Origin of the sequence: Mesorhizobium sp. M0701, from assembly GCF_040320365.1 — a bacterium.
GTDB lineage: Bacteria > Pseudomonadota > Alphaproteobacteria > Rhizobiales > Rhizobiaceae > Mesorhizobium.
Genome location: NZ_JAMYPO010000034.1, coordinates 53,946 through 76,108, shown reverse-complemented (window position 1 = coordinate 76,108; position 22,163 = coordinate 53,946). Strand labels below are relative to the sequence as shown.

The window sequence follows — 22,163 nt, the reverse complement described above, 5'->3', positions numbered from 1 at the left end:
GCTGATTCGGCCCGACGACCCGCCTTTGAGGCGGGTTTTTTGTTTCTGAATTTGAAAGTTTCGGTGTTGCCGGGGTGAGGTCGGCGGGACAGCGCCCCCCTCTGTCCTGCCGGACATCTCCCCCTCTAGTGGGGAGATTGGCAGCTTCGGCGCCTCGCTCAGTCCTGCAACGCTGGAGATTGGCGAAAGCCGAGACGACAGCCAATCTCCCCCCTGGAGGGGGAGATGTCCGGCAGGACAGAACGCGACCTGTCACGGTACACCGCCTCATGACGCAACGCCCGGCAGTTTCACCGCACCCGCGGCCTTCACCGCCGCGCCGCTGCGTATCATGGCGATGGCCTTCTCCATGTCGGGGTGGAAGTGCCGGTCGTTGTCGAGATGGGGCACCTCTGCCCTGACCAGCCGGCGCACCGCCTCCAGTGCCGCGCTCGAGGCCAGCGGTGCGTGGAAATCGCAGCCTTGCGCGGCGGCCAGCAATTCGATGCCGATGACGGCCGTCGCATTCTCGACCATGCCGATGAGGCGGCGCGCGCCATGCGCCGCCATCGAGACGTGGTCTTCCTGGTTGGCCGAGGTCGGGATCGAATCGACGCTGGCCGGATAGGCCTTTTGCTTGTTTTCAGAAACCAGTGCTGCCGCCGTGACCTGAGGGATCATGAAACCGGAATTCAGACCCGGCTTGGGCGTGAGAAAGGCCGGCATGCCCGACAGCGCCGGGTCGACCAGCATGGCGATGCGCCGCTCCGACAGCGAGCCGATCTCGCAGACGGCGAGTGCGATCATGTCGGCGGCGAAGGCGACCGGCTCGGCATGGAAATTGCCGCCCGAAAGTGCGGAGTCGTCCTCGGCAAAGATCAGCGGATTGTCGGTGACGCCGTTGGCCTCGGTGCCGAGCGTCTCGGCGGCCTTGCGGAGCACGTCGAGTGCTGCGCCCATCACCTGCGGCTGGCAGCGCAGGCAATACGGATCCTGCACGCGCTCGTCGCCGACGCGGTGCGATTCACGGATGGCGCTGCCGGCCATCAAATTGCGCAACGCCTCGGCCGTCTCGATCTGGCCACGATGTTTCCTGAGCAGATGGATGCGTGGATCGAACGGAGCGTCGGAGCCCTTGGCGGCATCGGTCGACAGCGCGCCGGCGACCAGTGCCGACTGGTAGAGCACTTCCGCCTCGAACAAAGCGGCAAGCGCATAGGCGGTCGAAAACTGGGTACCGTTGAGCAGCGCCAGGCCTTCCTTGGCGCCCAGTGTCACCGGCTCCAGGCCGTGCGAAACGAAGGCGACCTTGGCAGGAAAGCGGCCATGCGGGGTAAAGCACTCGCCGACGCCGATCATCACGGCGGTCATGTGCGACAGCGGCGCAAGGTCGCCGGAAGCGCCGACCGAGCCTTGCGCCGGCACCACGGGGATAACGTCGTTGGCCAGCATCGCCTCGATCAGCTCGATCGTCCGCGGCCGCACGCCGGAGGCGCCCTGTGCCAGGCTGGCCAGCTTCAGCGCCATCATCAGCCGGCAGATTGCGACGGGCATCGGCTCGCCGACGCCGGCGGCATGAGACAGCACGATATTTCGCTGCAACGTTTCCAGATCGGCGGCGGGGATGCGGACGCTGGCCAGCTTGCCGAAGCCGGTATTGATGCCATAGACCGGCTCGCCCTTGGCAACGATCCTGGCGACGGCCTCGGCGCTGGCCTTGATCTTCGGCCGACAGGCATGGTCGAGCCTCAGTGCGGCGCCGCGATAGATGGCGCGCCAATCGGCCAGCGTGGCATTGCCCGGCCTTAGCTTGAGTTCGGTCATTGTCCCCTCCAGATGCGGGCATGCAGCGGGTTGAAGCCCATGCGGTAGACGAGTTCGGCCGGGCGCTCGACGTTCCAGATCGCCAGATCGGCGGATTTTCCGGCCTCCAGCGTGCCGGTCTGTCCAAGCAGCCCGAGCGCGCGGGCAGCCTCGCGGGTAACGCCGGCAAGGCATTCATCGACGGTCAGGCCAAACAATGTCGCGGCCATGTTCATGGTCAGCAGCAGCGAGGTCAGCGGCGACGTGCCGGGATTGTTGTCGGTGGCAACGGCCATCCTGACGCCATGCTGGCGAAACAAGGCGATCGGCGGCTTTTTGGTCTCGCGGATGAAGTAGTAGGCGCCGGGCAGGATGGTCGCCAAGGTTCCGGCCTTCGCCATCGCCGCCGCACCCGCCTCGTCGGTGTATTCGAGGTGGTCGGCCGATAGCGCACCATAGCGCGCCGCAAGTTCGGCGCCATGCAGATTGGACAGCTGGTCCGCATGGAGCTTGACCGGCAGGCCCGCCGCCTTCGCGGCATCGAACACGCGGGCGATCTGCTCCGGCCAAAAGGCAATGCCTTCGCAAAAACCGTCGACGGCATCGGCCAGGCCCTCGGCAGCGACGGCCGGCAAAATCTCGTTGGCGACAAGATCGATAAAGGCGTCCTTGTCGCCTTTTGCTTCGGGCGGCAGTGCATGAGCGCCGAGGAAAGTGGTCCTGACCGTCACCGGCCGCTCACCGCCCAGCCGTCGTGCGGCGCGCAGTGACTTCTGCTCGTTTTCGAGGTCGAGACCGTAGCCGGATTTGATCTCGACGGTGGTGACGCCTTCGGCGATCAGCGCATCGAGGCGCGGCAGCGACTGGGCGACCAGCTCGTCCTCGCTGGCGGCGCGCAGTGCCTTGACCGAGGAAACGATGCCGCCGCCGGCCTTGGCAACCTCTTCATAGCTAGCGCCGGCCAGCCGCATCTCGAATTCATTGGCACGGTTACCGGCGTGGACCAGATGAGTGTGGCAGTCGATCAGGCCGGGCGTGATCCAGCGGCCTTCGCAGTCGATCGCCTCGGCGCCTTTGCTAAGTGCTGCCGGCATGTCGGCTTCCGGCCCAGCATAGACGATCCGGCCGTTGCGCACGGCGATTGCACCGTGCTCGACAACGCCTGACCCGGGGCTGCTTTCGGCCATGGTCGCGAGGCGCGCATTGCGCCAGAGGCGAACCTCCCCTGCCCGGCTTTTGCTCTCTGCAGCCATCATCTTTTCCGTTTCAATAGGTGACGATTATGTATATACATATGAAAAGGCACTGCAAGCGCTATCATCGCACGGCAGACCGGGATTTGGAGAAAAACGTGACAGCAATCTTTGCGGAACAGGCGCTTCTGCCCGACGGCTGGCACAGCAATGTGCGGATCGTCATCTCCGACGGCAGGATCGCCACGGTCGAGGCGAATACCTCGCTCCTGCCTGGCGACGAGCGCCGTGCCATCCTTTTGTCCGGCATGCCGAACCTGCACAGCCATGCCTTCCAGCGCGGCATGGCCGGCCTTGCTGAATTGCGCGGCCCTTCCGCCGACAGTTTCTGGAGCTGGCGCGAGGTGATGTACCGTTTCGCGCTGTCGATGACGCCGGACCAGGTCGAGGCGGTCGCGGCCCAGCTCTATGTCGAGATGCTGGAGGCCGGGTTCTCGCGCGTCGGCGAGTTTCACTATCTCCACCACGACCGTGACGGCCGGCCCTATACTGACATCGCCGAGATGGCGCAGCGCATCGTTGCCGCAGCGTCCGAGACAGGCATCGGGCTGACTTTGCTGCCCGTCTTCTACGCGCATTCCTCTTTCGGCGGCGCTGCGCCAAATGAAGGCCAGCGCCGGTTCATCAACGATGTGAACCAGTTCTCGCGGCTTGTTGAGAAATGCCGCGAATCCATTCGCGCGCTGAATCAAGGCGTCGTGGGCGTCGCCCCGCACAGCCTGCGTGCGGTGACACCGGAGGAACTGGAAAACATCACGGTGATGGCGCCGGAGGGGCCTATCCACATCCACATCGCCGAGCAGATGAAGGAGGTCGAGGACTGCCTTGCCTGGTCCGGGGCGCGGCCGGTCGAATGGCTGCTTGCCAACGCCAAGGTCGACCGGCGCTGGTGTCTCATCCACGCCACCCACATGACTGACACCGAGACGACCGATTTGGCGAAAAGCGGCGCCGTTGCCGGTCTCTGCCCGATCACCGAGGCCAATCTCGGCGACGGCACCTTTGCCGCGTCCTTGTTCATGCAGCATGGCGGCCGCTTCGGCATCGGCTCGGATTCAAACGTACTGATCGGCCTGCCGGACGAGTTGCGGCAGCTCGAATATTCGCAGCGCCTCGCCCACCGCGCCCGCAACGTGCTGGCGGTGGCCGGCGGCTCGACCGGCCGTGCTTTGTTCGATGCCGCGCTCGATGGCGGCAGTGCCGCGCTGGGCGCCGGCCTCTCGCAGATCGCAGCAGGTGCCTCGGCCGATTTCGTCTCGCTCGACGGCAAGCATCCATCGCTGGCCGGCAAGACGGGCGATGCAATCCTTGATGCCTGGATTTTTGCCAACGGCACCAAGGTCGATTGCGTCTGGGTGCATGGCAGGAAACTGGTCAGCGGCGGCATGCACGCCAGGCGCGATGCCATCGCCGAGCGCTTCCGCAAGGTGATAACGGCGCTTTCGGCATGAGCATGATCGGGACAATAAGCGCGGATTCTGGAAGCGCGGACGGCGGCGAGGTTCTTTCGCTGCACCAGCGCATCCTGTCGGACATCAGCGACCGGATCCTGTCGGGTGCCTGGGCGCCCGGCCACCGCATTCCGTTCGAGCATGAACTGACGGCCGAATACAATTGTTCGCGCATGACAGTGAACAAGGCGCTGTCGCAACTGGCCAAGGCCGGGCTGATCGAGCGCCGGCGTCGTTCGGGCAGTTTTGTCCGCCGGCCGCAGTCGCAGGCAGCCGTTCTCGAAATCCACGACATCCGGATCGAGGTCGAGGCACTTGGCCTGCCCTACCGCTATGAGCGCATGGCGCGAGACAGAAGGCGCAGCAGCGCCGACGACCGCGCCCTGCTGGAACTCGACGTCGCCGGGCCGGTGCTGGTGCTGGAATGCCGGCATTTCGCCGGCAAGAGGCCGTTCGCCCACGAGCAGCGGCTGATCAACCTGGCTGCCGTGCCGGAGGCCGCCGAAGAGGCGTTTTTCGACACAGCGCCCGGTCCGTGGCTGATCGGGCGCGTGCCGTGGAGTGCCGCCGAGCATCGCATTCGCGCCGTTGCCGCCGAAAAGCACATCGCGGCGGCGCTCGACATCGAGACCGGTGCGCCGTGCCTGGTGATCGAGCGGCGGACATGGAGCGCCGAGCACCCCGTCACCCACGTCCGGTTCACCTATGCGGCAGAGAACCACACGCTGGTGGCGCGGTTCACGCCGTCAACGGGGTAAACCCTCCCCCTTGAGGGGAGGGTCGCGGAGCAAATTGCCGCATGGCGGCATTTTGTGACGCGGGGTGGGGTCGGTGCGACCTCGCCGACCCCACCCCGTCTCGCAGTCTCCGCTTCGCTTCGACTACTCGCCGACCCTCCCCTCGAGGGGGAGGGTAAAGAGCCGCATTCTCAAATCGCCGCGGTAATAATAATCTCGACCAGATATTCCGGTCCGGCAAGTTTCGCTTCGCCGGTGGCGCGGGCCGGCGTGTTGCCCTGCGGTACCCATCTGTCCCACTCCGCGTTCATCTCGGCAAAGGTGCTCATGTCGGCCAGCCAGATGATCGCCTGCAGGATCTTGGTTTTGTCGGTGCCGGCCTTGGCCAGCAATTCGTCGATCGCCGCCAGAATGTCCCTGGTCTGGGCACCGACGTTTCCGCCCGGCTTGCCGACCTGACCGGCCAGATAGACGGTGTTGCCGTGGATGACGATCTGGCTCATGCGCGGGCCTACATCGATACGACGAATGCTCATTGGATATTCCTTCTCCTCTTGTCGGTGCGCCTGTTTAGGGGCCGGGTTCGCCGGGGGCAAGGCCGCTCGAGCGGAACTTCTTGAGCCAAGCCAAAGCACACAACAAGACGGCCCGGCCGCAATTCCGCCCGATTGGCTTGTTGACTAATGTAATAACATCACATATCGAATCCGCCCCTGCAGCACCGATCATCGCCCCATGGATCGTCACATGAGCCAAACCTGCCTGACCTTCCGCGACCTGACGCTGGGCTACAATAGCCATCCTGCGGTCCACCACCTCAATGGTACGATCCGCAAGGGATCGCTGACGGCGGTCGTCGGCGCCAACGGCTCCGGCAAATCGACGCTGATGAAGGGCATCGTCGGCGTTCTGAAGCCGATGGCCGGCGCGGTGATCCGGGCGCCCGGCGTGCGCGCCGCCTATCTGCCGCAGCAATCGGAGCTCGACCGCTCCTTTCCGGCCCGGGTCGTCGACCTGGTTTCGTTTGGCCTGTGGCCGCGGCGCGGCATGCTCGGCCGTTATACGAGGGAAGATCGCGACTCTGTCAGCAAGGCGCTGATGGCCGTCGGCCTCGGCGGCTTCGAGAAGCGGCCGATCGACACGTTGTCGGGCGGCCAGCTGCAGCGCACGCTGTTTGCCCGCGTGCTGTTGCAGGATGCCGAGCTCATCCTGCTCGATGAGCCGTTTAACGCGGTCGACAGCAAGACGGTCGGCGACCTGATCGCGCTGATCAAGCGCTGGCACGGCGAGGAACGCACCATCATGGTTGTGGTCCACGATCTCGATCTGGTGCGGCAGAATTTCCCCGAAACACTGCTCCTGGCGCGCCAGCCGATCGCCTGGGGCGAGACCAGGGAGACGCTGCAGCCGGAGAATCTGTTGCGCGCGCGCCGCTTCCACGAAGCCTGGGAAGACAACGCGCCGTGGTGTGAGCCCGGCGAGCATGATCACCAGCACGGTGGCCACGAGCACAGCCATGATCACGACCATCATCACGGCTCCGGGCCGAGGGCGGCATGATGGACGTGCTTTACGGTCTTTTCGTCGCTCCTTTCGCCGACTACGCCTTCATGCAGCGGGCGCTTGCCGGTTCGATGATGCTGTCGCTCGGCGCCTGCCCTGTCGGCGTGTTCCTGATGCTGCGGCGCATGAGCCTGTCCGGCGATGCCATGGCGCATGCCATCCTGCCGGGTGCTGCCGCCGGCTTCCTGTTCTATGGCCTGGAGATCCTGCCGATGACCATCGGCGGACTGATCGCCGGCATCATCGTGGCGCTCGGCGCCGGCGCCGTCTCGCGCTTCACCATTCAGCGCGAGGACGCCTCTATGGCGGCCTTCTATCTGATTTCGCTGGCCATCGGCGTGCTCATGGTTTCGATCCGCGGCTCCAGCGTCGATCTCATGCATGTGCTGTTCGGCACCGTATTGGCGCTCAACAACGAGGCGCTGACGCTGATCGGCGGCATCGTCGTGGTGACGCTGGTCAGCCTCGTCATCTTCTGGCGGGCGCTGGTCGCCGAATGCCTCGACCCTTTGTTCCTGCGCTCGGTCAGCCGGATGGGCAGCCCGGTGCATTTCATCTTTCTCGGCCTCGTCGTGCTCAACCTCGTCGGCGGCTTCCAGGCGCTCGGCACCTTGCTGTCGGTCGGGCTGATGATGCTGCCGGCAGCGGCGGCCCGCTTCTGGACCTCGCGCGTCGAGCCGATGTGCGTGCTGGCCACAGTAATCGGCTTTGCCTCCTGCATTGCCGGGCTGCTGTTGTCCTACCATGCGTCATTGCCTTCCGGCCCGGCCATCATCCTGTCCGCCGGCGTCGTCTATTTCGCCTCGATCCTGTTCGGCACGCGCGGCATCCTGCGCGCCCGCATCGTCCATCACCGCCACAGAACTGCCTGATCCCAACAAGGAGAAACTGTCCATGCTGAATTCGATCCGCGCCGCTTTGGCCGTGAGCGTTATAACATTAACCGCCTTTGGCGCATCTTCGGCCTTTGCTGAGCCTTTGAAGGTGGTCGCCAGCTTCACGATAATCGCCGATTTCGCCAAAAATGTCGGCGGCGACCGCATCGATCTGACCACCATCGTCGGGCCGGACGGCGACGCCCACGTCTACGAGCCGAGCCCCGCCGATGCGGTGGCGATGGCCAAGGCCGACATCGTGCTGGTCAACGGCCTGCATTTCGAAGGTTTTCTGCAGCGCCTGGTCGACGCCAGCGCCACCAAGGCTTCGATTGCCGTGCTGACCAAGGGGGTCACGCCGATCAATTTCAAACCCGAATTCGCCGAGGCCGATGTCGCCGAAGGCGCGGAAACCGACGGCGGCAAGACGGTCACCGATCCGCATGCCTTCCAGTCGATCACCAATGCCGAGATCTATGTGAAGAACATCGCCGACGCCTTTTGCACGGCCGACGCTGCGGGTTGCGACAGCTACAAGGCCAATGCAGCCGCCTATACGCAAAAGCTCGAGGCGCTCGAGGGCGAAGTGCAGGCGGCGATCCAGTCGATCCCGCAGGAGAAGCGCGTCGTCATCACCTCGCATGACGCCTTCGGCTATTTCGAGCAGGCCTACGGCTTGACGTTCCTGGCCCCGGAAGGCGTGTCTACCGAGTCGGAGCCCTCCGCTGCCGACGTCGCCAAGCTGGTCAGCCAGGTGAAACAGGACAAGGCGGCGGCGATCTTCGTCGAGAACATCACCAACCCGCGGCTGATCGAGCAGATCGCCAGCGAGACCGGCATCAAGGTGGGCGGCACGCTCTATTCCGATGCGTTGTCGCAGCCCGACGGCCCGGCCGCGACCTATATCGATCTGATGCACAACAACATCGCCCAGATCAAAGGCGCGATCCTAGGAAGCTGAGCTGTCTAGTCACTCCATCCGGTCGGGCTGAAATTGCCCGGGCGGATTTCTATCTAATGGCGGTTGCCGACCGGGTCCGGGAGTGGCAAGACTGCCGCTAGCCAGATTGTGAGGACACCGCCATGGAATACCGTCAGATCAGCGAGGACTATTCGGTCTCGGGCCAGATCCAGCCCGAGGATGTCGCGACCATCAAGGCCGCCGGCTTCAAAAGCGTGATCTGCAACCGGCCGGACGATGAGCAGCCCGGCCAGCCATCGGCCGACACCGTCAAGGCGGCGGTCGAGGGCGCCGGGCTCGCCTTCCGCTACATCCCTGTCGTCAGCGGCCAGATCACGGCCGAAAATGTCGAGGACCAGGCCGAGGCGCTTGACGAACTCGAAGGCCCGGTCTTCGCCTATTGCCGCTCCGGCGCCCGCTGCACCAATCTCTATGGGCTGATCAAGCAGTCGAAGAGGTGAGAGGCGTTCCGATGATTAGTGATGCCGCCGTCTGGCTATGACCCGCCGCAGCCAGAAGAAAGCGACAAGCAAAGCGACATATGGCGCAAGATCGACGAGCGGAATCGTAGCGACCAACATTACGACGAAGCCCACGAGACAAATCGGAAAGCCGACACCGCACCACCAGCGCGACTTCGGATGAGTGAGTTCGACCCAGCCATACGGCCACGAAGGCCAGGGATTGATGATGCGCAACTCCCAAGCCTTCGGTTCATGCGCGGCGTGGATCAGACTACCAATCGTGAACGGCACAATCCCCATTAGAAACAGCACGATGCCGGCGATCTGAAAGTTCGACATGATTTACACTCAAATCGGCAGCGCGCCGGTTTCCTTCAGCGTCTCCAGCACGATCGCCGTCTTCACATGCTGCACGGATTCGTGCGGCAGCAGCACGCCGTTGACGAATTCCGACAGCGACTTCAGGTCCGGCGTCACGACCTTCAATATATAATCCATCTCGCCGGTCAGCGCGTGCGCTTCCTGCACTTGCGGCAGCCGCGCCACCAATTCGCCGAAACGCCGCGCATTGTCGCGGTTGTGGGTGGCGAGCGTCACCGAAATGACGTTGACCAGGGAAAAGCCGAGCTTGTCGCGGTCGAGCACCGCCCGGTAGCCCTTGATATACCCGTCCTCCTCCAGTCGCTGGCGACGGCGCGAGCATTGCGACGCGGACAGGTTCACCCGTTCCGACAAATCGTTGTTGGTCAGCCGTGCATCGCCCTGCAACAGAGCCATTATCTTGCGGTCAAACTGGTCGATGCGCGCCTCATCCATGTATTTCGGGTCCGCAGTGCACAACTCGCGCATGATCAGACCATTTCAAGCGTTTGAATGCAAGCAATTTGCACTCGCTCCGCGCTATAATTGGGTTTAGATGGCCGACGCGGCCAGTTCCAGATTTCGGAGCAATGCCATGGGTCCCTTCCCGCACGACGCACCGCCCGCCAAGATCAGCAAAACCAATCCCGCCGGCACCGACGGCTTCGAGTTCGTCGAATTCGCGCATGCCGAGCCGGAAAAGCTCGCCGAACTGTTCACCCGCATGGGCTATGTGCCGGTGGCCAAGCACCGCAGCAAGGACATCACCGTCTGGCGACAGGGCGACATCAACTATGTCGTCAATGCCGAACCGGGCTCGCATGCCATGAAATTCGTCGACAAGCACGGCCCCTGCGCCGCCTCGATGGCGTGGCGGGTGATCGATGCAAGGCATGCCTTCGATCACGCTGTGGCCAAGGGCGCGACGCCCTATGAAGGCAACGACAAGACGCTCGATGTGCCGGCGATCGTCGGTATCGGCGGATCGCTGCTCTATTTCATCGAAACTTACGGCGAGAAGGGCTCGGCTTACGACGCCGAGTTCGACTGGCTGGGCGAGCGCGACCCCAGGCCGGAAGGCGTCGGCTTCTATTATCTCGACCACCTGACCCACAATGTCTATCGCGGCCAGATGGACAAATGGTGGGATTTCTACCGAGACCTGTTCGGCTTCAAGCAGATCCATTTCTTCGACATCGACGGCAAGATCACCGGCCTGGTCAGCCGCGCCATCACCTCGCCCTGCGGCAAGATCCGCATCCCGCTGAACGAGTCCAAGGACGAGACCAGCCAGATCGCCGAATATCTGAAGAAGTATAATGGCGAGGGCATCCAGCACATCGCCGTCGGCACCGACGACATCTACGGCGCCACCGACAGGCTGGCCGCCAACGGCCTGAAGTTCATGCCGGGACCGCCGGAGACCTATTACGACATGTCTTATGCCCGCGTGAACGGCCATGAAGAGCCGATCGAACGTATGAAGAAGCACGGCATCCTGATCGATGGCGAGGGCGTCGTCGACGGCGGCACGACCAAGATCCTGCTGCAGATCTTTTCGAAAACCGTGATCGGCCCGATCTTCTTCGAGTTCATCCAGAGAAAGGGCGACGAAGGCTTTGGCGAGGGCAATTTCCGCGCCTTGTTCGAATCGATCGAGCAGGACCAGATCAAGCGCGGCGTGCTGAAGGTGGACGGCAAGGCAGCGTAGCCAACTCGGCCGAGGTGCCTTGTGGTTTGATCAATTATGACCTAAATTCTGGTCATAAGAGGTCTGACCATGAATGTTCCGATGGCAAAAGCGAAGGCCCAACTCTCTGAGTTGGTGAAACGTGCCCAGGCCGGCGAAGAGATCCATCTGACGCGGCATGGAGAGGTGGTGGCGACCTTAAGCGCGCCCACCCGGGCCGGCGGGAGCAAAGGCCTTTTTGGGGCCCTGAAAGGCCGAATTCGGATACCGGATGATTTTGATGAACTCGGTCCCGAATGGGACGAGTACATTAAATGAGCCGCCAATATCTGGTGGATACTCATATTCTGCTTTGGGTACTCAACGCGGATTCACGCCTTTCGGATCACCATCGCGACATCTTTCTTGCGGGCGAGGATGTGGTCGTCAGCGCCGTCTCGGTAGCAGAGATCGCCATTAAGAAATCGCTCGGCAAAGTCACGCTCACAGGCAACATCGTGGAAATCCTGCGATCGAACGGCATTCCGATCCTCAGTGTGAATGAACTACACGCAGCGAGGCTTGAGCATCTGCCGTTCCATCATCGCGATCCCTTCGACCGTCTGCTCATCGCACAGGCTCAAATTGAAGGTCTGACGGTGGTCACTGCGGATCGACATTTCTCAGCCTACGACGTCGCGTTGGCCTGATCATCCAGCTCCAGCCGCTCGACTTCGGCTTTCCTCAACTTCACATCGTAATCGAGCAAGCACTCGTCGAGTTGCGGCGGTTTCACCGAGGTGCCGGACAGCATCGCGTGCACCTGGCCGCGATGATGGATGTCGTGGATGAAGAGATGGGCGAGCACGTCGCCGATCCGTTCCGGTACCATGCCGTCCTCGCGCCGGTCGGTGACGACGCGGCGCTCGAGATCGTCCGCCGACAGGCGGTCGCAAAAGGCGATCAGCCGCCGGTCGGCCTCCGCCTGTGCAACAAAAAGCGCCTTGGCATCATTGAACGGCACAAAATCGTCATGGGCGGCGGCGCCGACGCCGCCCTCTTCGAGAAAATCGAGATAGAGGTGATCGACCGCCAGGATGTGATTGAGCGTTGCCTTGATCGAGGGGAAGAAGCTTATCCTTTCAACCTCGAATTCGCCGGGCTCAAGCTGCAGCACGGCACGATAGAGCCGGTCGTTCGACCAGAGATTGTTGGCTGCCATGCGCCGAAAATGGTTCAGCAGGTCCATGACTTCACGGCGCGACCCGGAATAGCGACACACCCGCCCATAGAAGCGCAAACCCAGCCAAAACAGTCAGCAGCAGCCCGATCATGCGCCGCCGCATGGCTTGCGTTTCCTGGTCCAGCGCGACATTCGTGTTGGTGACGGTGTGAAACATCATCGCCTTGCGCGGCAGGCCGCTGCGGTTGGTCAGGCCGGGCGAGCGCGCCTCGATGCGATAGCTCAGGCGGATCGCCAGGATGAAGATCGCCAGCATGACAAGGGCCCAGACACCGCACAGCAGATAGAATGTCTCGCCCGTCATGCTCTTGCCCCCTCGTACTTCTCGACCTTCTGCTCGATGGCGCCGAAGATCGAATGCCCGCCCCTGTCCTTCATCTCGATGCGCACGCTATCGCCAAAGCGCAGGAACGGCGTTTTCGGTTCGCCGGTTTCGATGGTCTCGATCATGCGCAACTCGGCGATGCAGGAGTAGCCGGCGCCGCCCGCCGAGACAGGCTTGCCCGGCCCGCCGTCGAGCTTGTTGGAGACGGTGCCCGAACCGATAATGGTGCCGGCAGCCAGCGGCCGCGTTTTTGCGGCATGAACAATCAACGCCGGAAAATCGAAGGTCATGTCGATGCCGGCGTTTGCCCGGCCGAACGGCTTGCCGTTGAGATCGACCAGCAGCGGCAGGGCGACCTTGCCGCCGTCCCAGGCATCGCCCAGCTCGTCCGGCGTCACCGCAACCGGCGAAAAGGCCGATGACGGTTTCGACTGGTAGAAGCCGAACCCCTTGGCGAGCTCGGGTCCGGTCAGGCCGCGCAGCGTTACATCGTTGACCAGCATGACCAGCCGGATCGCCGCCCGCGCCTCATCGAGGCTTGCGCCCATCGGCACGTCGTCAGTGATGATGGCGACCTCGCCTTCCATGTCGATGCCGAAGGCCTCGTCGGCCATGCGGATCGGGTCGCGCGGCGCGAGGAAGGAGTCCGAGCCGCCCTGGTAGATCAGCGGATCGGTCCAGAAGCTTGCCGGCATCTCGGCGCCGCGCGCCTTTCGCACCAGCTCGACGTGGTTCACATAGGCCGAGCCGTCGGCCCATTGGTAGGCGCGCGGCAGCGGCGAAAGGGCGTCATGTTCGTGAAAGCGGGCAGACGGCACCGCATTATTCTCAAGCGATTCGGCCATCGCAGCGAGATGCGGCGCGATGCGATGCCAGTCGTCGAGCGCGGCCTGCAGCGTCCGCACCAGGAACGAAGCATCGGTAAACCGCGTCAGGTCGCGCGAGACGACGACGAGCTTTCCGTCGCGCGTCCCATCCTTCAATGTGGCAAGCTTCATGCGTCCTCCCAATGCGTTTATTCGTAGTATTTGCCGGCGTAGATAATTCTGGCCGCGGCTTTCCAAGGATTTTCATCCGCTAGAAACGCCGGATTGCCCTGCCCATGGGCTTCGAACCAGGCGACCGCCGATTCGAGAAAGGTGCTGATCGAGCCATTTTGCCACCCATTCCAGCCGGGATCGGATGGTCCGGGCTTCGCAATCTCCCTGCGGTCGGCGTCTTCCCGATCCCTCCTCAACGCATCGACGAACCGGACGAAAGACGGCAAGTCTTCCACCCGATCGAGAAACAAGGAGAGCTGCGCCCAGGATGTCTCCTCGGATTTCCGCACCTCTTCCCAAAGCTTGTCGTTGGTCACGTCTCACTCCCAAGCCCCACAACAAGGCCGTCGCGGGCGATCGTCAAGTCGCCGGCCCATGTTTTCCTGACGGCGGCAATCCAGTCGGCCTCGCCGATCTCGGGATCGTCGGCGGGAATGAGGTGGTTGAGGACCAGTCTTTTGACGCCTGCATCACAGGCGATGCGGCCCGCTTCCTCGGCAAAGCTGTGGCTGGCAAGCAGGTGTTCCCTCAGCCTTGCGCCGTTGCCGGTCTTCGCGACCAGCCGCTCGATACCCTTTTCCAGCATGGCCTCGTGGACCAGGACGTCGGCGCCCTCGGCGAAATCCGCCAATGGCGGAAAGAACGCCGTATCCGATGAAAAGACGATGCCTTGCCCCGCATGATCGAAGCGCAGCGCAAAGCAATCCGTCACCGGCGGGTGGTCGACGCGCAGCGCCGATATTTTGAGACCGCGCTCTTCCGCCACCTGGCCTTCACCAAACTCGACGATCGAAACCAGGTCGCGGATATCCGGCCGGCCTTCGTCGGCGATGCGGATCTCGATGTCGAATTCCATCGCCTGGCAAAAGCGCTGCCAATAATGGCCGATGCCGGGCGGGCCGAACAAAGTGACGGGCGCCGCCAGGCCGGCGGTCCAGGCGGTGTGGATCAACGGTCCGAGTTCCAGCACATGGTCGGAATGCAAATGCGTGATGAAGATCAGGTCGAGCGCCTTCAGGCTGATGCCGGCATCGGTCAGCCCGCGCGTTACGCCCAGCCCGCAATCGACGACGATGGTGCGGCCGCCAATCTCCAGCAGCGACGAACTCGGCCACGGGCCGCCCGGCCGCAGCGCCGGGCCACCCTTCGAGCCCAGAAGCACCAGACGATCCGTCATGCGTCGGCGCTCAAGACCAGTCGCCCTCTGGCGTGCCGTTGAAGCGCTTCTTCAGGCCGGCCCAGCAGTCGATGTAATTGTCCTGCCGGGTTTCGAGCTCGGCGCCATAGCGGGTCACCATTTGCGGAAAGCGTGTCTCGAACATGAAGGCCATGGTGTTGTCGAGCTTGACCGGTTTCAGCTCCGCGCGCGAGGCTTTTTCAAAGCCAGACGCATCTGGTCCGTGAGCCAGCATCATGTTGTGCAGGCTGATGCCGCCGGGCACGAAGCCCTCTTCCTTGGCATCGTACTGACCATGAATCAGGCCCATGAACTCGCTCATGATGTTGCGGTGATACCAGGGCGGCCGAAAAGTGTTTTCCGCCACAAGCCAGCGCGGCGGGAAGATGACGAAATCGATATTGGCGGTGCCTTCCTCGCCGCTCGGCGCGGTCAGCACGGTGAAGATCGATGGGTCAGGATGATCGAACAAGATCGCGCCGACCGGCGAAAAGGTCGCAAGATCATATTTGTAGGGCGAATAATTGCCGTGCCACGCCACCACATCCAGCGGCGAATGATCGATCTCGGTGACATGGAACTGGCCACACCATTTCGCGATCAGCCGGCACGGTGTTTCCTTGTCCTCGAACCAGGCACAGGGCGTCTTGAAATCGCGCGGATTGGCCAGGCAGTTGGCGCCAATCGGGCCGCGATCCGGCAGCGTCAGCTTGGCGCCGTAATTCTCGCAGACATAGCCGCGCACTTGCGGATCCACCAGTTCGACCTTGAACACCAGACCGCGCGGCAGCACGGCGATCTCGCCCGGCCTGAGTTCGATGACGCCCATCTCGGTGACGAAGCGCAAGGCTCCAACCTGCGGCACGACCAGCAACTCGCCATCGGCGTTGAAGAAATGGTCGTCGGCCATCGAACGGTTGGCGACATAGACATGTGCCGCCATGCCGGTCTGGCTAAGCACGTCGCCGGCGGTGGTGATCGAGCGCATGCCGGCAATGAAATTGGTCGGTTCCTTCGGCATCGGCACGGGGCTCCAGCGATACTGGCCGAGTGCGAGCTGATGGTCGCCGACGTTCGGCGCGCTTTTCCAAAGCGGATAATTCGCCGCTTTGAAGCGGCCGGTGTGCCTGACGCTTGGCCTTATCCGATAAAGCCAGGAGCGCTCATTGGTGCCGCGCGGCGCGGTGAATGGAGAGCCCGAAAGCTGCTCGGCATAGAGGCCGTAAGCCGGCCGCTGCGGCGAGTTTCGCCCTTGCGGCAGCGAGCCCGGCAGAGTCTCGGTCTCGAAGTCGTTGCCGAAACCCGGCATGTAGGAATAGGCCATGGAATCCTCCCGAATTCATGGTCTTGGAGCATCGTTTGCGCATCCGCAAAGATGCTCCGAGTTGACCATACCGGTTTCATTTGTAACCATTGAAAATGTAACCATCAACGGTGATTTCGGCATGAGCCGCCAGCATGCCAGTCAGGGCCAACCATGGAAATCCTCGAACTGGAATCCTTCCTGCCTTACCGGCTCTATCGGCTCGCCGATGCCGTCAGCCGCGAATTCTCAAGGATATACAAGGACCGCCACGGCCTGACCCGGCCCGAATGGCGCACGCTTGCGGGACTTGGACAGCACGGCACGATGACGGCGACGGCGCTCGGCGAGCAATCGGCCATGCACAAGACCAAGGTTTCGCGCGCGGTCGCCGAACTCGAGCGGCGCCGCTGGCTGACCCGCACGCCAGACGAGAAAGACCGTCGCGTCGAGCATCTGACGCTGACCAAGGCTGGCGTTACTGCCTATCGCGAGATGGTGCCGCTGGCGAAGGAGTTCGAGCGGGAGCTGCTGGAGAGGCTTGGTGCGGAAGAGCGGGCGGCGATTGTCGGTGGGGTAGCGGCGCTGGAGGCAAAACTCACCTTGGGTTGAAAATCCTCCCTCAGCTTCGACCGTCGCAGAAATCAGATGGCTTGGGCAGGCGACGCTCCTAAACCGTAATAGGCGCGTTCGGCTTCAATGATGCCTCTGACATAGCTTCGAAATGCTACCGGATCATCGATGTAAGTCAGGAGCACCTGCGCTTGCGAAGCCGCGTGTCTTCGAACGCTTTCAAACAGCCGCCTCGCTGTTTCAAAATCACCAGCCAAGCCGGCCGCCACCCCGGCATTGAGAGCTGCCCATTCGCCGTATGCACGGGGCTGCAATTCATTCACGAGGATCGTCGCCGCCGCCTGAACGGAAGGGAACATCGATCGGTGAACCTGATCGATTTCGACTGCCTCCCTGGCCATTTGACCTACCAAGGGGAGAAACTGCTCTGGGCTCTCGAACTCAACAAAGGAGCCAACGCGCTCAACGCGATCGAACGTCAATGTGAATGGCGGCAAACCCCAAAGCCAGTGAACCGCTAAATTCAGGTAAGAGCCTTTCGACCAAGAGCTGGGTTGGAACTCGACAACACTTAGCCAGAAGCCACGGTCGGCAATCCAGGTTCGCGACTGACCCTTCCGCCGAAATCCAGCAGGCTGCAATGCGATCCTTGCCTGCGAAGCAATGATACGTCCGTGCTCGTTATCCGCCATCTCGGTCCCTACATGACAGCAATGGGCGTGGCGCTACCAATCCATCACCACCTTGCCGGAATTGCCGCTCTTCATCGCCTCGAAGCCGGAAATATAGTCGTCAATGCCGATGCGATGCGTGATCAGGCCGCTGACATCGAGCGGGCCTTGCACCAGCGCGATCATCTTGTACCAGGTCTCGAACATCTCGCGGCCGTAGATGCCTTTCAGGTGCAGCATCTTGAAGATGACCTTGTTCCAGTCGATCTCGAAGCCGGTCGGCGCGATGCCGAGAATGGCGATCTTGCCGCCATTGTTCATGGTGTCGATCATGTCGCGGAAGGCAGGGGCTGCGCCCGACATTTCGAGGCCGACGTCAAAACCCTCGGTCATGCCGAGCGCCGGCATCACGTCGCGCAGCTTTTCCTTCGACGCATCGACGACATGCTGGACGCCGAGCTTTTTCGCCAGTGCCAGGCGCACCGGGTTGATGTCGGTGATGACCACTTTTCGCGCGCCGACGCACTGCGCCACCAGCGCGCCCATGATGCCGATCGGCCCGGCGCCGGTGACCAGCACGTCCTCGCCGACGAGATCAAAGGACAATGCGGTGTGAACCGCATTGCCCAAGGGATCGAATATCGCCGCGATCTCGTCCGGCACGTCGTCGGGGATCGGCACAACATTGTGCTGCGGGATCGCCAGGTATTCGCCAAAGGCGCCCGGCCGGTTGACGCCGACGCCGAGCGTGTTGCGGCACAGATGCCCCCTGCCCGCCCGGCAGTTGCGGCAATGGCCGCAGACGATATGGCCTTCTCCGGAAACGCGCTGGCCGAGTTTGTACTCGGTCACCGCCGTGCCGAAATCGGCGACGGTTCCGACGAATTCGTGGCCGGTCACCATCGGCACCGGCACCGTCTTTTGCGCCCACTGGTCCCAATTGTAGATGTGCACGTCGGTGCCGCAGATCGCCGTCTTCCTGATCTTGATCAGCACGTCGTTCGGACCGATTTCCGGCACCGGCACCTCTTCCATCCAGATGCCCGGCTCGGCCTTGGCCTTGACCAGCGCCTTCATCATGTTCGACATTCTCTTGTCCCCTGAACCTTAGTCGCCTGAACCTTAGTCGCCTGAACTTAGTCGCTCGAATCTTTTGATCCGGAATCACTTTTCGGTCCCGGCCGCTCAGGAAATCACGCCGAGTTCGCGACCGACTGCGGCGAACGCCTCAACCGCACGATCGATGTCAGCGCTGGAATGGGCGGCCGACATTTGCGTGCGGATGCGCGCCTGGCCCTTCGGCACCACCGGGAACGAGAAGCCGATGACATAGATGCCGCGCTTCAGCATCCGCGCCGCCATTTCCTGTGCCAACGTCGCGTCGCCCAGCATCACCGGGATGATCGGATGGTCGGCGCCGGCCAGTGTAAAGCCGAGCCTGCCCATCTCGGAGCGAAACCGCGCTGCGTTGGCATATAGGCGCTGACGCAACGCATCGCCATTGCGGACCAGTTCGAACACCCGAATCGAGGCGCCGGCGATCGCCGGCATCAGCGTGTTGGAGAACAGATAGGGGCGCGAGCGCTGGCGCAGCCAGTCGACTACCTGCTTCCTGCCCGAAGTGTAGCCGCCCGACGCGCCACCCAACGCCTTGCCAAGCGTGCCGGTGATGATGTCCACCCTGCCCTCGACGCCGCAATGTTCGGCCGAGCCGCGGCCATTCCTGCCGACGAAACCAACTGCATGGCTGTCGTCGACCATCACCATCGCATCGTATTTGTCGGCGAGGTCGCAGACGCCCTTCAGATTGGCGATGATGCCATCCATAGAGAACACGCCGTCGGTGGCGATCAGCCGGAACCGGCAGTCGCGCGCCTCTTTCAACCGCGCTTCCAGATCGGCCATGTCGTTGTTGGCGTAGCGGAAGCGCTTTGCCTTCGACAGCCGCACGCCGTCGATGATCGAAGCGTGGTTCAGCGCATCGGAGATGACCGCATCCTCCTCGCCGAGCAGCGTCTCGAACAGGCCGCCATTGGCGTCGAAGCAGGAGCCGTAGAGGATCGTATCCTCCATGCCGAGGAAGCCAGAAATCGTTGCCTCGAGCTGCTTGTGTTCTTCCTGCGTGCCGCAGATAAAGCGCACCGACGCCATACCGTAGCCGTAGCGGTCAAGCGCCTGCTTGGCCGCTTTCCGCAGTTCGGCGCTGTCGGCGAGGCCGAGATAATTATTGGCGCAGAAATTCAGCACCTTCTCGCCGCCGACCTCGATCTCGGCCGATTGGGTCGAGGTTATCACCCGTTCGGATTTGTAAAGGCCGGCCGATTTCAGTCCTTCAAGCTCGCTGTCGATGTGGGAAAGGAATGCTTCGGTCATGATCAGGCCCTGTTGAGATCGACGAGGACTGTCGCGCCGCGCGGACGAAAAATCCATCGCAAAAGCGACCGCTTCGGTGGCGGCAATGGCACGGCAGAGGCCACGATGTTCAAATGCGGAGGCGCCGCGAAAGATTGCAATAACCACTTTGCGGGTTTCCCGCCGCGGTCGCCGCCGCCGGCCTGCTGCCGTCCCAAACCTGTTAACACTTTGAAGCCAAAGGTTGTCGCACAAGAATTCGTTGGCGAGAGGGCCGCCTCAGAAAATGTCGCAGCAGCCGGTGCACGCCGTTTCAGGCAGGCTCATACTCCTGATCAAATCCGGCTACTGGCTGGCTCTGTTGATCATAGCCGCCATGGTCGTGGCCTCCTTCATCCTGCTGCAACAGGTGATGTCTACCCAACGGCACAATCAGGCGCTGCTCGATATCGTCAGCACACAGAAAGCCCTGTCGCAGCGCATCGTCTTCCTCGCCGGCGCGACAGGCAGCGCTTCACGCGACCAGCAGCCGGCCCTGGTTAGCGCGCTCAAGCAAGCGACGGTGGAGTTCGAGAAGAACTACGATCTGCTGCTCGAACGGACCGCCGCCGATCCGGCGTCGCCGGCAAGGTTCGATCCGAAATCGATCGAGAGCGTGCTTTTCGCCAAGCCGTACCATCTCGACTATTTCTCGGTCGGGCTTATCGCCAACGGCGAACGCCTGATCTCGTCATTCGAATCGCGGCTCAACATGGCCGGCAATGGTGGCTACAAAGGCGGAGAGGAGCGCGTCAACCTGAACGCTTCCGTTGCCAACGCAACATTGTCGGGCTATGCCGCACTTGGCCAGCGCATCAGCGCCTTTGCAGACCAGCGATCCGAAACACTTCTCGATCTTAACCGCACATTGTTCTACTCGACCATCGGCGTCATCGTGCTGGTGGCGCTTTTCATTTTCAGGCCAATGTCGAATGCCATCCTGCGCAGGACGCGCGAGCTGGTCGATGCGCGCAATTCCATGGCCTTTATCGCCGTGCATGACGGGCTGACCGGCCTGCACAACCGCACCTTCCTGACCGAGCATTTCGATACGCTGATCAATGCGGCGCGGCGACGGCGTGAACGGGTTGCCGTTGTGCAGTTCGATCTCGACCGGTTCAAGCAGATCAACGACACGTTCGGCCACGCCGCCGGCGATTATGTGCTGGTGGCGGCTGCGCAGCGCATGCGTGATTCGTGCCGTACGTCGGATCTCAACGTGCGGCTCGGCGGCGATGAATTCGTCATGATTCTCAACGGTGCCGGCAGCACCGAGGACATCGATACCGTCGCCCGGCGCATCCTGACCAAGCTCAACAAGCCGATCGTCTTTCGAGGCACGACAATCCATCCGGGCGTAAGTGCCGGGATTGCGGTCTACCCTGTCGACGCCGACAATGCGCAGGATCTGCTCGTCCATGCCGATCTGGCGCTGTATTCCGCCAAGAAGCAGGGCGGCGGCAGCTTGTCGTTCTTCTCCGAGGAGCTGAGGCACGAACTCGATTATCGCAAGCAGCTCGAGCTCGACATCAGGACCGCCATCTCGGAGAAGGCGTTCGAAGTCTATTTCCAGCCGCAAGTCTCGCTGTCGGACGGCGGCATCAGCGGCATCGAGGCTCTGGTTCGCTGGAGACATGCCGAGCGCGGCATGATCGCGCCGGGCGAGTTCATTCCGATCGCGGAAAAATGCGGACTCATGCCCGAGATCGGCCGCATCGTCATTGCCAAGGCGATCGACGAAGCAGCCGAATGGAACCGCGCAGGCATCGCCTTCGGGCGGATCGCCGTCAATGTATCCGGCTCGGAGCTGCGCGAGACAGATTTCGAAGTCTTCCTGTTCGACATGCTGGAGAGGGCTGGCCTGCCAGCGCACAAACTGTCGCTGGAGATCGTCGAATCCGTCATCCTCGACGACGAGAAGACCGGTATCGCGGCAAAGCTGCGGCACATTCGCGCCGCCGGCATCCATCTTGAGCTCGATGATTTCGGCACCGGCTACGCATCGCTCAGCCATGTCAATCCAAACGAGATCGATCGGCTGAAGATCGACCGCCGTTTCGTCCAGAACATCAACGAGAACAGCGGCAACACCAAGATCGTGCGTGCCCTCACAGAACTCGCCCGCGGTCTCGGCATCTCGATCGTTGCCGAGGGCGCTGAAACCGAAGCCGAGCTCGACTCGCTGATGGCGATCGGCTGCGACCAGGTGCAAGGCTATTCCATCGCTTTCCCGATGCCGCCGGACAGCGTGCGCGAATGGCTGCTGGCGCGAACGCCCAAGAAGGCCAGGCTGACGGTGCTGCAGGGCTGCCGGGCGTAGATCCG

The 22,163-nt window shown here is 62.5% G+C and carries 25 protein-coding genes; 11 read left to right on the top strand and 14 right to left on the bottom strand.

Annotation, left to right across the window (positions count from 1 at the left end; all coding sequences use genetic code 11):
* Positions 1-267: 267 nt before the first annotated feature.
* Both hutH and hutI read right to left on the bottom strand, forming a co-directional pair.
* Positions 268-1,803, bottom strand: coding sequence for a histidine ammonia-lyase (gene hutH / locus NKI24_RS26110; RefSeq protein WP_352449233.1), 1,536 nt, complete (start codon positions 1,801-1,803; stop codon positions 268-270).
* Positions 1,800-3,035, bottom strand: coding sequence for an imidazolonepropionase (gene hutI, locus NKI24_RS26105; RefSeq protein ID WP_352449232.1), 1,236 nt, complete (start codon positions 3,033-3,035; stop codon positions 1,800-1,802). Before hutI ends, hutH begins: the two co-directional genes overlap by 4 nt.
* Before the next feature lie 98 nt (positions 3,036-3,133).
* Between hutI and NKI24_RS26100 the strand changes: the two genes are divergently transcribed.
* A complete protein-coding gene (locus NKI24_RS26100) occupies positions 3,134-4,486 on the top strand; it encodes a formimidoylglutamate deiminase (RefSeq protein ID WP_352449231.1) in 1,353 nt (450 codons plus the stop codon).
* Entirely contained in the window at positions 4,483-5,244 is a 762-nt protein-coding gene (gene hutC / locus NKI24_RS26095) for a histidine utilization transcriptional repressor HutC (protein WP_352449230.1), read from the top strand. Before NKI24_RS26100 ends, hutC begins: the two co-directional genes overlap by 4 nt.
* 170 nt (positions 5,245-5,414) lie before the next feature.
* Here hutC and NKI24_RS26090 read toward each other — a convergent pair whose 3' ends face one another.
* The gene (locus NKI24_RS26090; protein ID WP_352452256.1) at positions 5,415-5,759 is read right to left on the bottom strand and encodes a RidA family protein; all 345 of its coding nucleotides are present in this window, start codon (positions 5,757-5,759) and stop codon (positions 5,415-5,417) included.
* Between the two features lie 211 nt (positions 5,760-5,970).
* Between NKI24_RS26090 and aztA the strand changes: the two genes are divergently transcribed.
* From aztA to NKI24_RS26070, 4 genes are all read left to right on the top strand, one after another.
* Complete coding sequence (gene aztA / locus NKI24_RS26085; RefSeq protein ID WP_352452257.1) at positions 5,971-6,783, top strand: zinc ABC transporter ATP-binding protein AztA; 813 nt, start codon at positions 5,971-5,973, stop codon at positions 6,781-6,783.
* Positions 6,783-7,658 carry a zinc ABC transporter permease AztB gene (gene aztB / locus NKI24_RS26080; protein ID WP_352452315.1) on the top strand — a complete coding sequence of 292 codons (876 nt, stop codon included), beginning with the start codon at positions 6,783-6,785 and terminating at the stop codon, positions 7,656-7,658. The genes aztA and aztB overlap by 1 nt, the downstream gene beginning before the upstream one ends.
* A 22-nt stretch (positions 7,659-7,680) precedes the next feature.
* Positions 7,681-8,622, top strand: a complete 942-nt coding sequence (aztC, locus tag NKI24_RS26075) for a zinc ABC transporter substrate-binding protein AztC (protein WP_352452258.1) — start codon at positions 7,681-7,683, stop codon at positions 8,620-8,622.
* A 122-nt stretch (positions 8,623-8,744) separates the two neighbouring features.
* Positions 8,745-9,083 carry a protein tyrosine phosphatase family protein gene (locus tag NKI24_RS26070; protein WP_352452259.1) on the top strand — a complete coding sequence of 113 codons (339 nt, stop codon included), beginning with the start codon at positions 8,745-8,747 and terminating at the stop codon, positions 9,081-9,083.
* Positions 9,084-9,098: 15 nt separating this feature from the next.
* On the opposite strand, the gene NKI24_RS26065 is transcribed toward NKI24_RS26070, so the two are convergent.
* Together NKI24_RS26065 and NKI24_RS26060 are read right to left on the bottom strand one after the other, a co-directional pair.
* Positions 9,099-9,425, bottom strand: coding sequence for a hypothetical protein (locus tag NKI24_RS26065; RefSeq protein WP_352749518.1), 327 nt, complete (start codon positions 9,423-9,425; stop codon positions 9,099-9,101).
* 9 nt (positions 9,426-9,434) lie between these two features.
* Positions 9,435-9,902 (bottom strand): Lrp/AsnC family transcriptional regulator, encoded by a 468-nt coding sequence (locus tag NKI24_RS26060; RefSeq protein WP_023674409.1) that lies wholly within the window; start codon positions 9,900-9,902, stop codon positions 9,435-9,437.
* Between the two features lie 139 nt (positions 9,903-10,041).
* Between NKI24_RS26060 and hppD the strand changes: the two genes are divergently transcribed.
* The 3 genes from hppD (at position 10,042) to NKI24_RS26045 (ending at position 11,825) form a co-directional block, all read left to right on the top strand.
* Complete coding sequence (gene hppD, locus NKI24_RS26055; protein WP_352452261.1) at positions 10,042-11,157, top strand: 4-hydroxyphenylpyruvate dioxygenase; 1,116 nt, start codon at positions 10,042-10,044, stop codon at positions 11,155-11,157.
* A 69-nt stretch (positions 11,158-11,226) separates the two neighbouring features.
* A complete protein-coding gene (locus NKI24_RS26050; protein ID WP_352749515.1) occupies positions 11,227-11,454 on the top strand; it encodes a type II toxin-antitoxin system Phd/YefM family antitoxin in 228 nt (75 codons plus the stop codon).
* Positions 11,451-11,825, top strand: a complete 375-nt coding sequence (locus NKI24_RS26045; RefSeq protein WP_023674406.1) for a type II toxin-antitoxin system VapC family toxin — start codon at positions 11,451-11,453, stop codon at positions 11,823-11,825. Before NKI24_RS26050 ends, NKI24_RS26045 begins: the two co-directional genes overlap by 4 nt.
* Here the strand turns inward: NKI24_RS26045 and NKI24_RS26040 are convergent.
* The 6 genes from NKI24_RS26040 to hmgA are packed head-to-tail and all read right to left on the bottom strand — an operon-like array spanning position 11,804 to position 16,224.
* A complete protein-coding gene (locus tag NKI24_RS26040) occupies positions 11,804-12,364 on the bottom strand; it encodes a DinB family protein (protein ID WP_352452262.1) in 561 nt (186 codons plus the stop codon). The genes NKI24_RS26045 and NKI24_RS26040 overlap by 22 nt on opposite strands.
* Positions 12,365-12,368: 4 nt before the next feature.
* Positions 12,369-12,662 carry a hypothetical protein gene (locus NKI24_RS26035; RefSeq protein ID WP_352452263.1) on the bottom strand — a complete coding sequence of 98 codons (294 nt, stop codon included), beginning with the start codon at positions 12,660-12,662 and terminating at the stop codon, positions 12,369-12,371.
* The gene (locus tag NKI24_RS26030) at positions 12,659-13,681 is read right to left on the bottom strand and encodes a fumarylacetoacetate hydrolase family protein (protein ID WP_352452264.1); all 1,023 of its coding nucleotides are present in this window, start codon (positions 13,679-13,681) and stop codon (positions 12,659-12,661) included. Before NKI24_RS26030 ends, NKI24_RS26035 begins: the two co-directional genes overlap by 4 nt.
* A gap of 17 nt (positions 13,682-13,698) precedes the next feature.
* Entirely contained in the window at positions 13,699-14,040 is a 342-nt protein-coding gene (locus NKI24_RS26025; protein WP_352452265.1) for a DUF7660 family protein, read from the bottom strand.
* The gene (locus tag NKI24_RS26020; protein ID WP_352747056.1) at positions 14,037-14,900 is read right to left on the bottom strand and encodes an MBL fold metallo-hydrolase; all 864 of its coding nucleotides are present in this window, start codon (positions 14,898-14,900) and stop codon (positions 14,037-14,039) included. The genes NKI24_RS26025 and NKI24_RS26020 overlap by 4 nt, the downstream gene beginning before the upstream one ends.
* Positions 14,901-14,910: 10 nt before the next feature.
* Positions 14,911-16,224 carry a homogentisate 1,2-dioxygenase gene (gene hmgA, locus NKI24_RS26015; RefSeq protein ID WP_352452267.1) on the bottom strand — a complete coding sequence of 438 codons (1,314 nt, stop codon included), beginning with the start codon at positions 16,222-16,224 and terminating at the stop codon, positions 14,911-14,913.
* Between the two features lie 153 nt (positions 16,225-16,377).
* On the opposite strand from hmgA, the gene NKI24_RS26010 reads away from it, so the two are divergent.
* Complete coding sequence (locus NKI24_RS26010) at positions 16,378-16,815, top strand: MarR family winged helix-turn-helix transcriptional regulator (RefSeq protein ID WP_352749510.1); 438 nt, start codon at positions 16,378-16,380, stop codon at positions 16,813-16,815.
* A 32-nt stretch (positions 16,816-16,847) separates the two neighbouring features.
* On the opposite strand, the gene NKI24_RS26005 is transcribed toward NKI24_RS26010, so the two are convergent.
* The 3 genes from NKI24_RS26005 to NKI24_RS25995 all read right to left on the bottom strand — a co-directional run bounded on the left by NKI24_RS26005 (position 16,848) and on the right by NKI24_RS25995 (position 19,820).
* Positions 16,848-17,468, bottom strand: a complete 621-nt coding sequence (locus NKI24_RS26005) for a DUF4304 domain-containing protein (RefSeq protein WP_352452269.1) — start codon at positions 17,466-17,468, stop codon at positions 16,848-16,850.
* Between the two features lie 33 nt (positions 17,469-17,501).
* On the bottom strand, positions 17,502-18,536 hold the full coding sequence (gene tdh, locus NKI24_RS26000; protein ID WP_352452270.1) for an L-threonine 3-dehydrogenase: 1,035 nt from the start codon (positions 18,534-18,536) through the stop codon (positions 17,502-17,504).
* A gap of 96 nt (positions 18,537-18,632) precedes the next feature.
* Positions 18,633-19,820 (bottom strand): glycine C-acetyltransferase, encoded by a 1,188-nt coding sequence (locus NKI24_RS25995; protein ID WP_352749505.1) that lies wholly within the window; start codon positions 19,818-19,820, stop codon positions 18,633-18,635.
* A 265-nt stretch (positions 19,821-20,085) separates the two neighbouring features.
* Between NKI24_RS25995 and NKI24_RS25990 the strand changes: the two genes are divergently transcribed.
* Positions 20,086-22,158 carry a putative bifunctional diguanylate cyclase/phosphodiesterase gene (locus tag NKI24_RS25990; protein WP_352749502.1) on the top strand — a complete coding sequence of 691 codons (2,073 nt, stop codon included), beginning with the start codon at positions 20,086-20,088 and terminating at the stop codon, positions 22,156-22,158.
* The last annotated feature ends 5 nt before the right edge of the window (positions 22,159-22,163 follow it).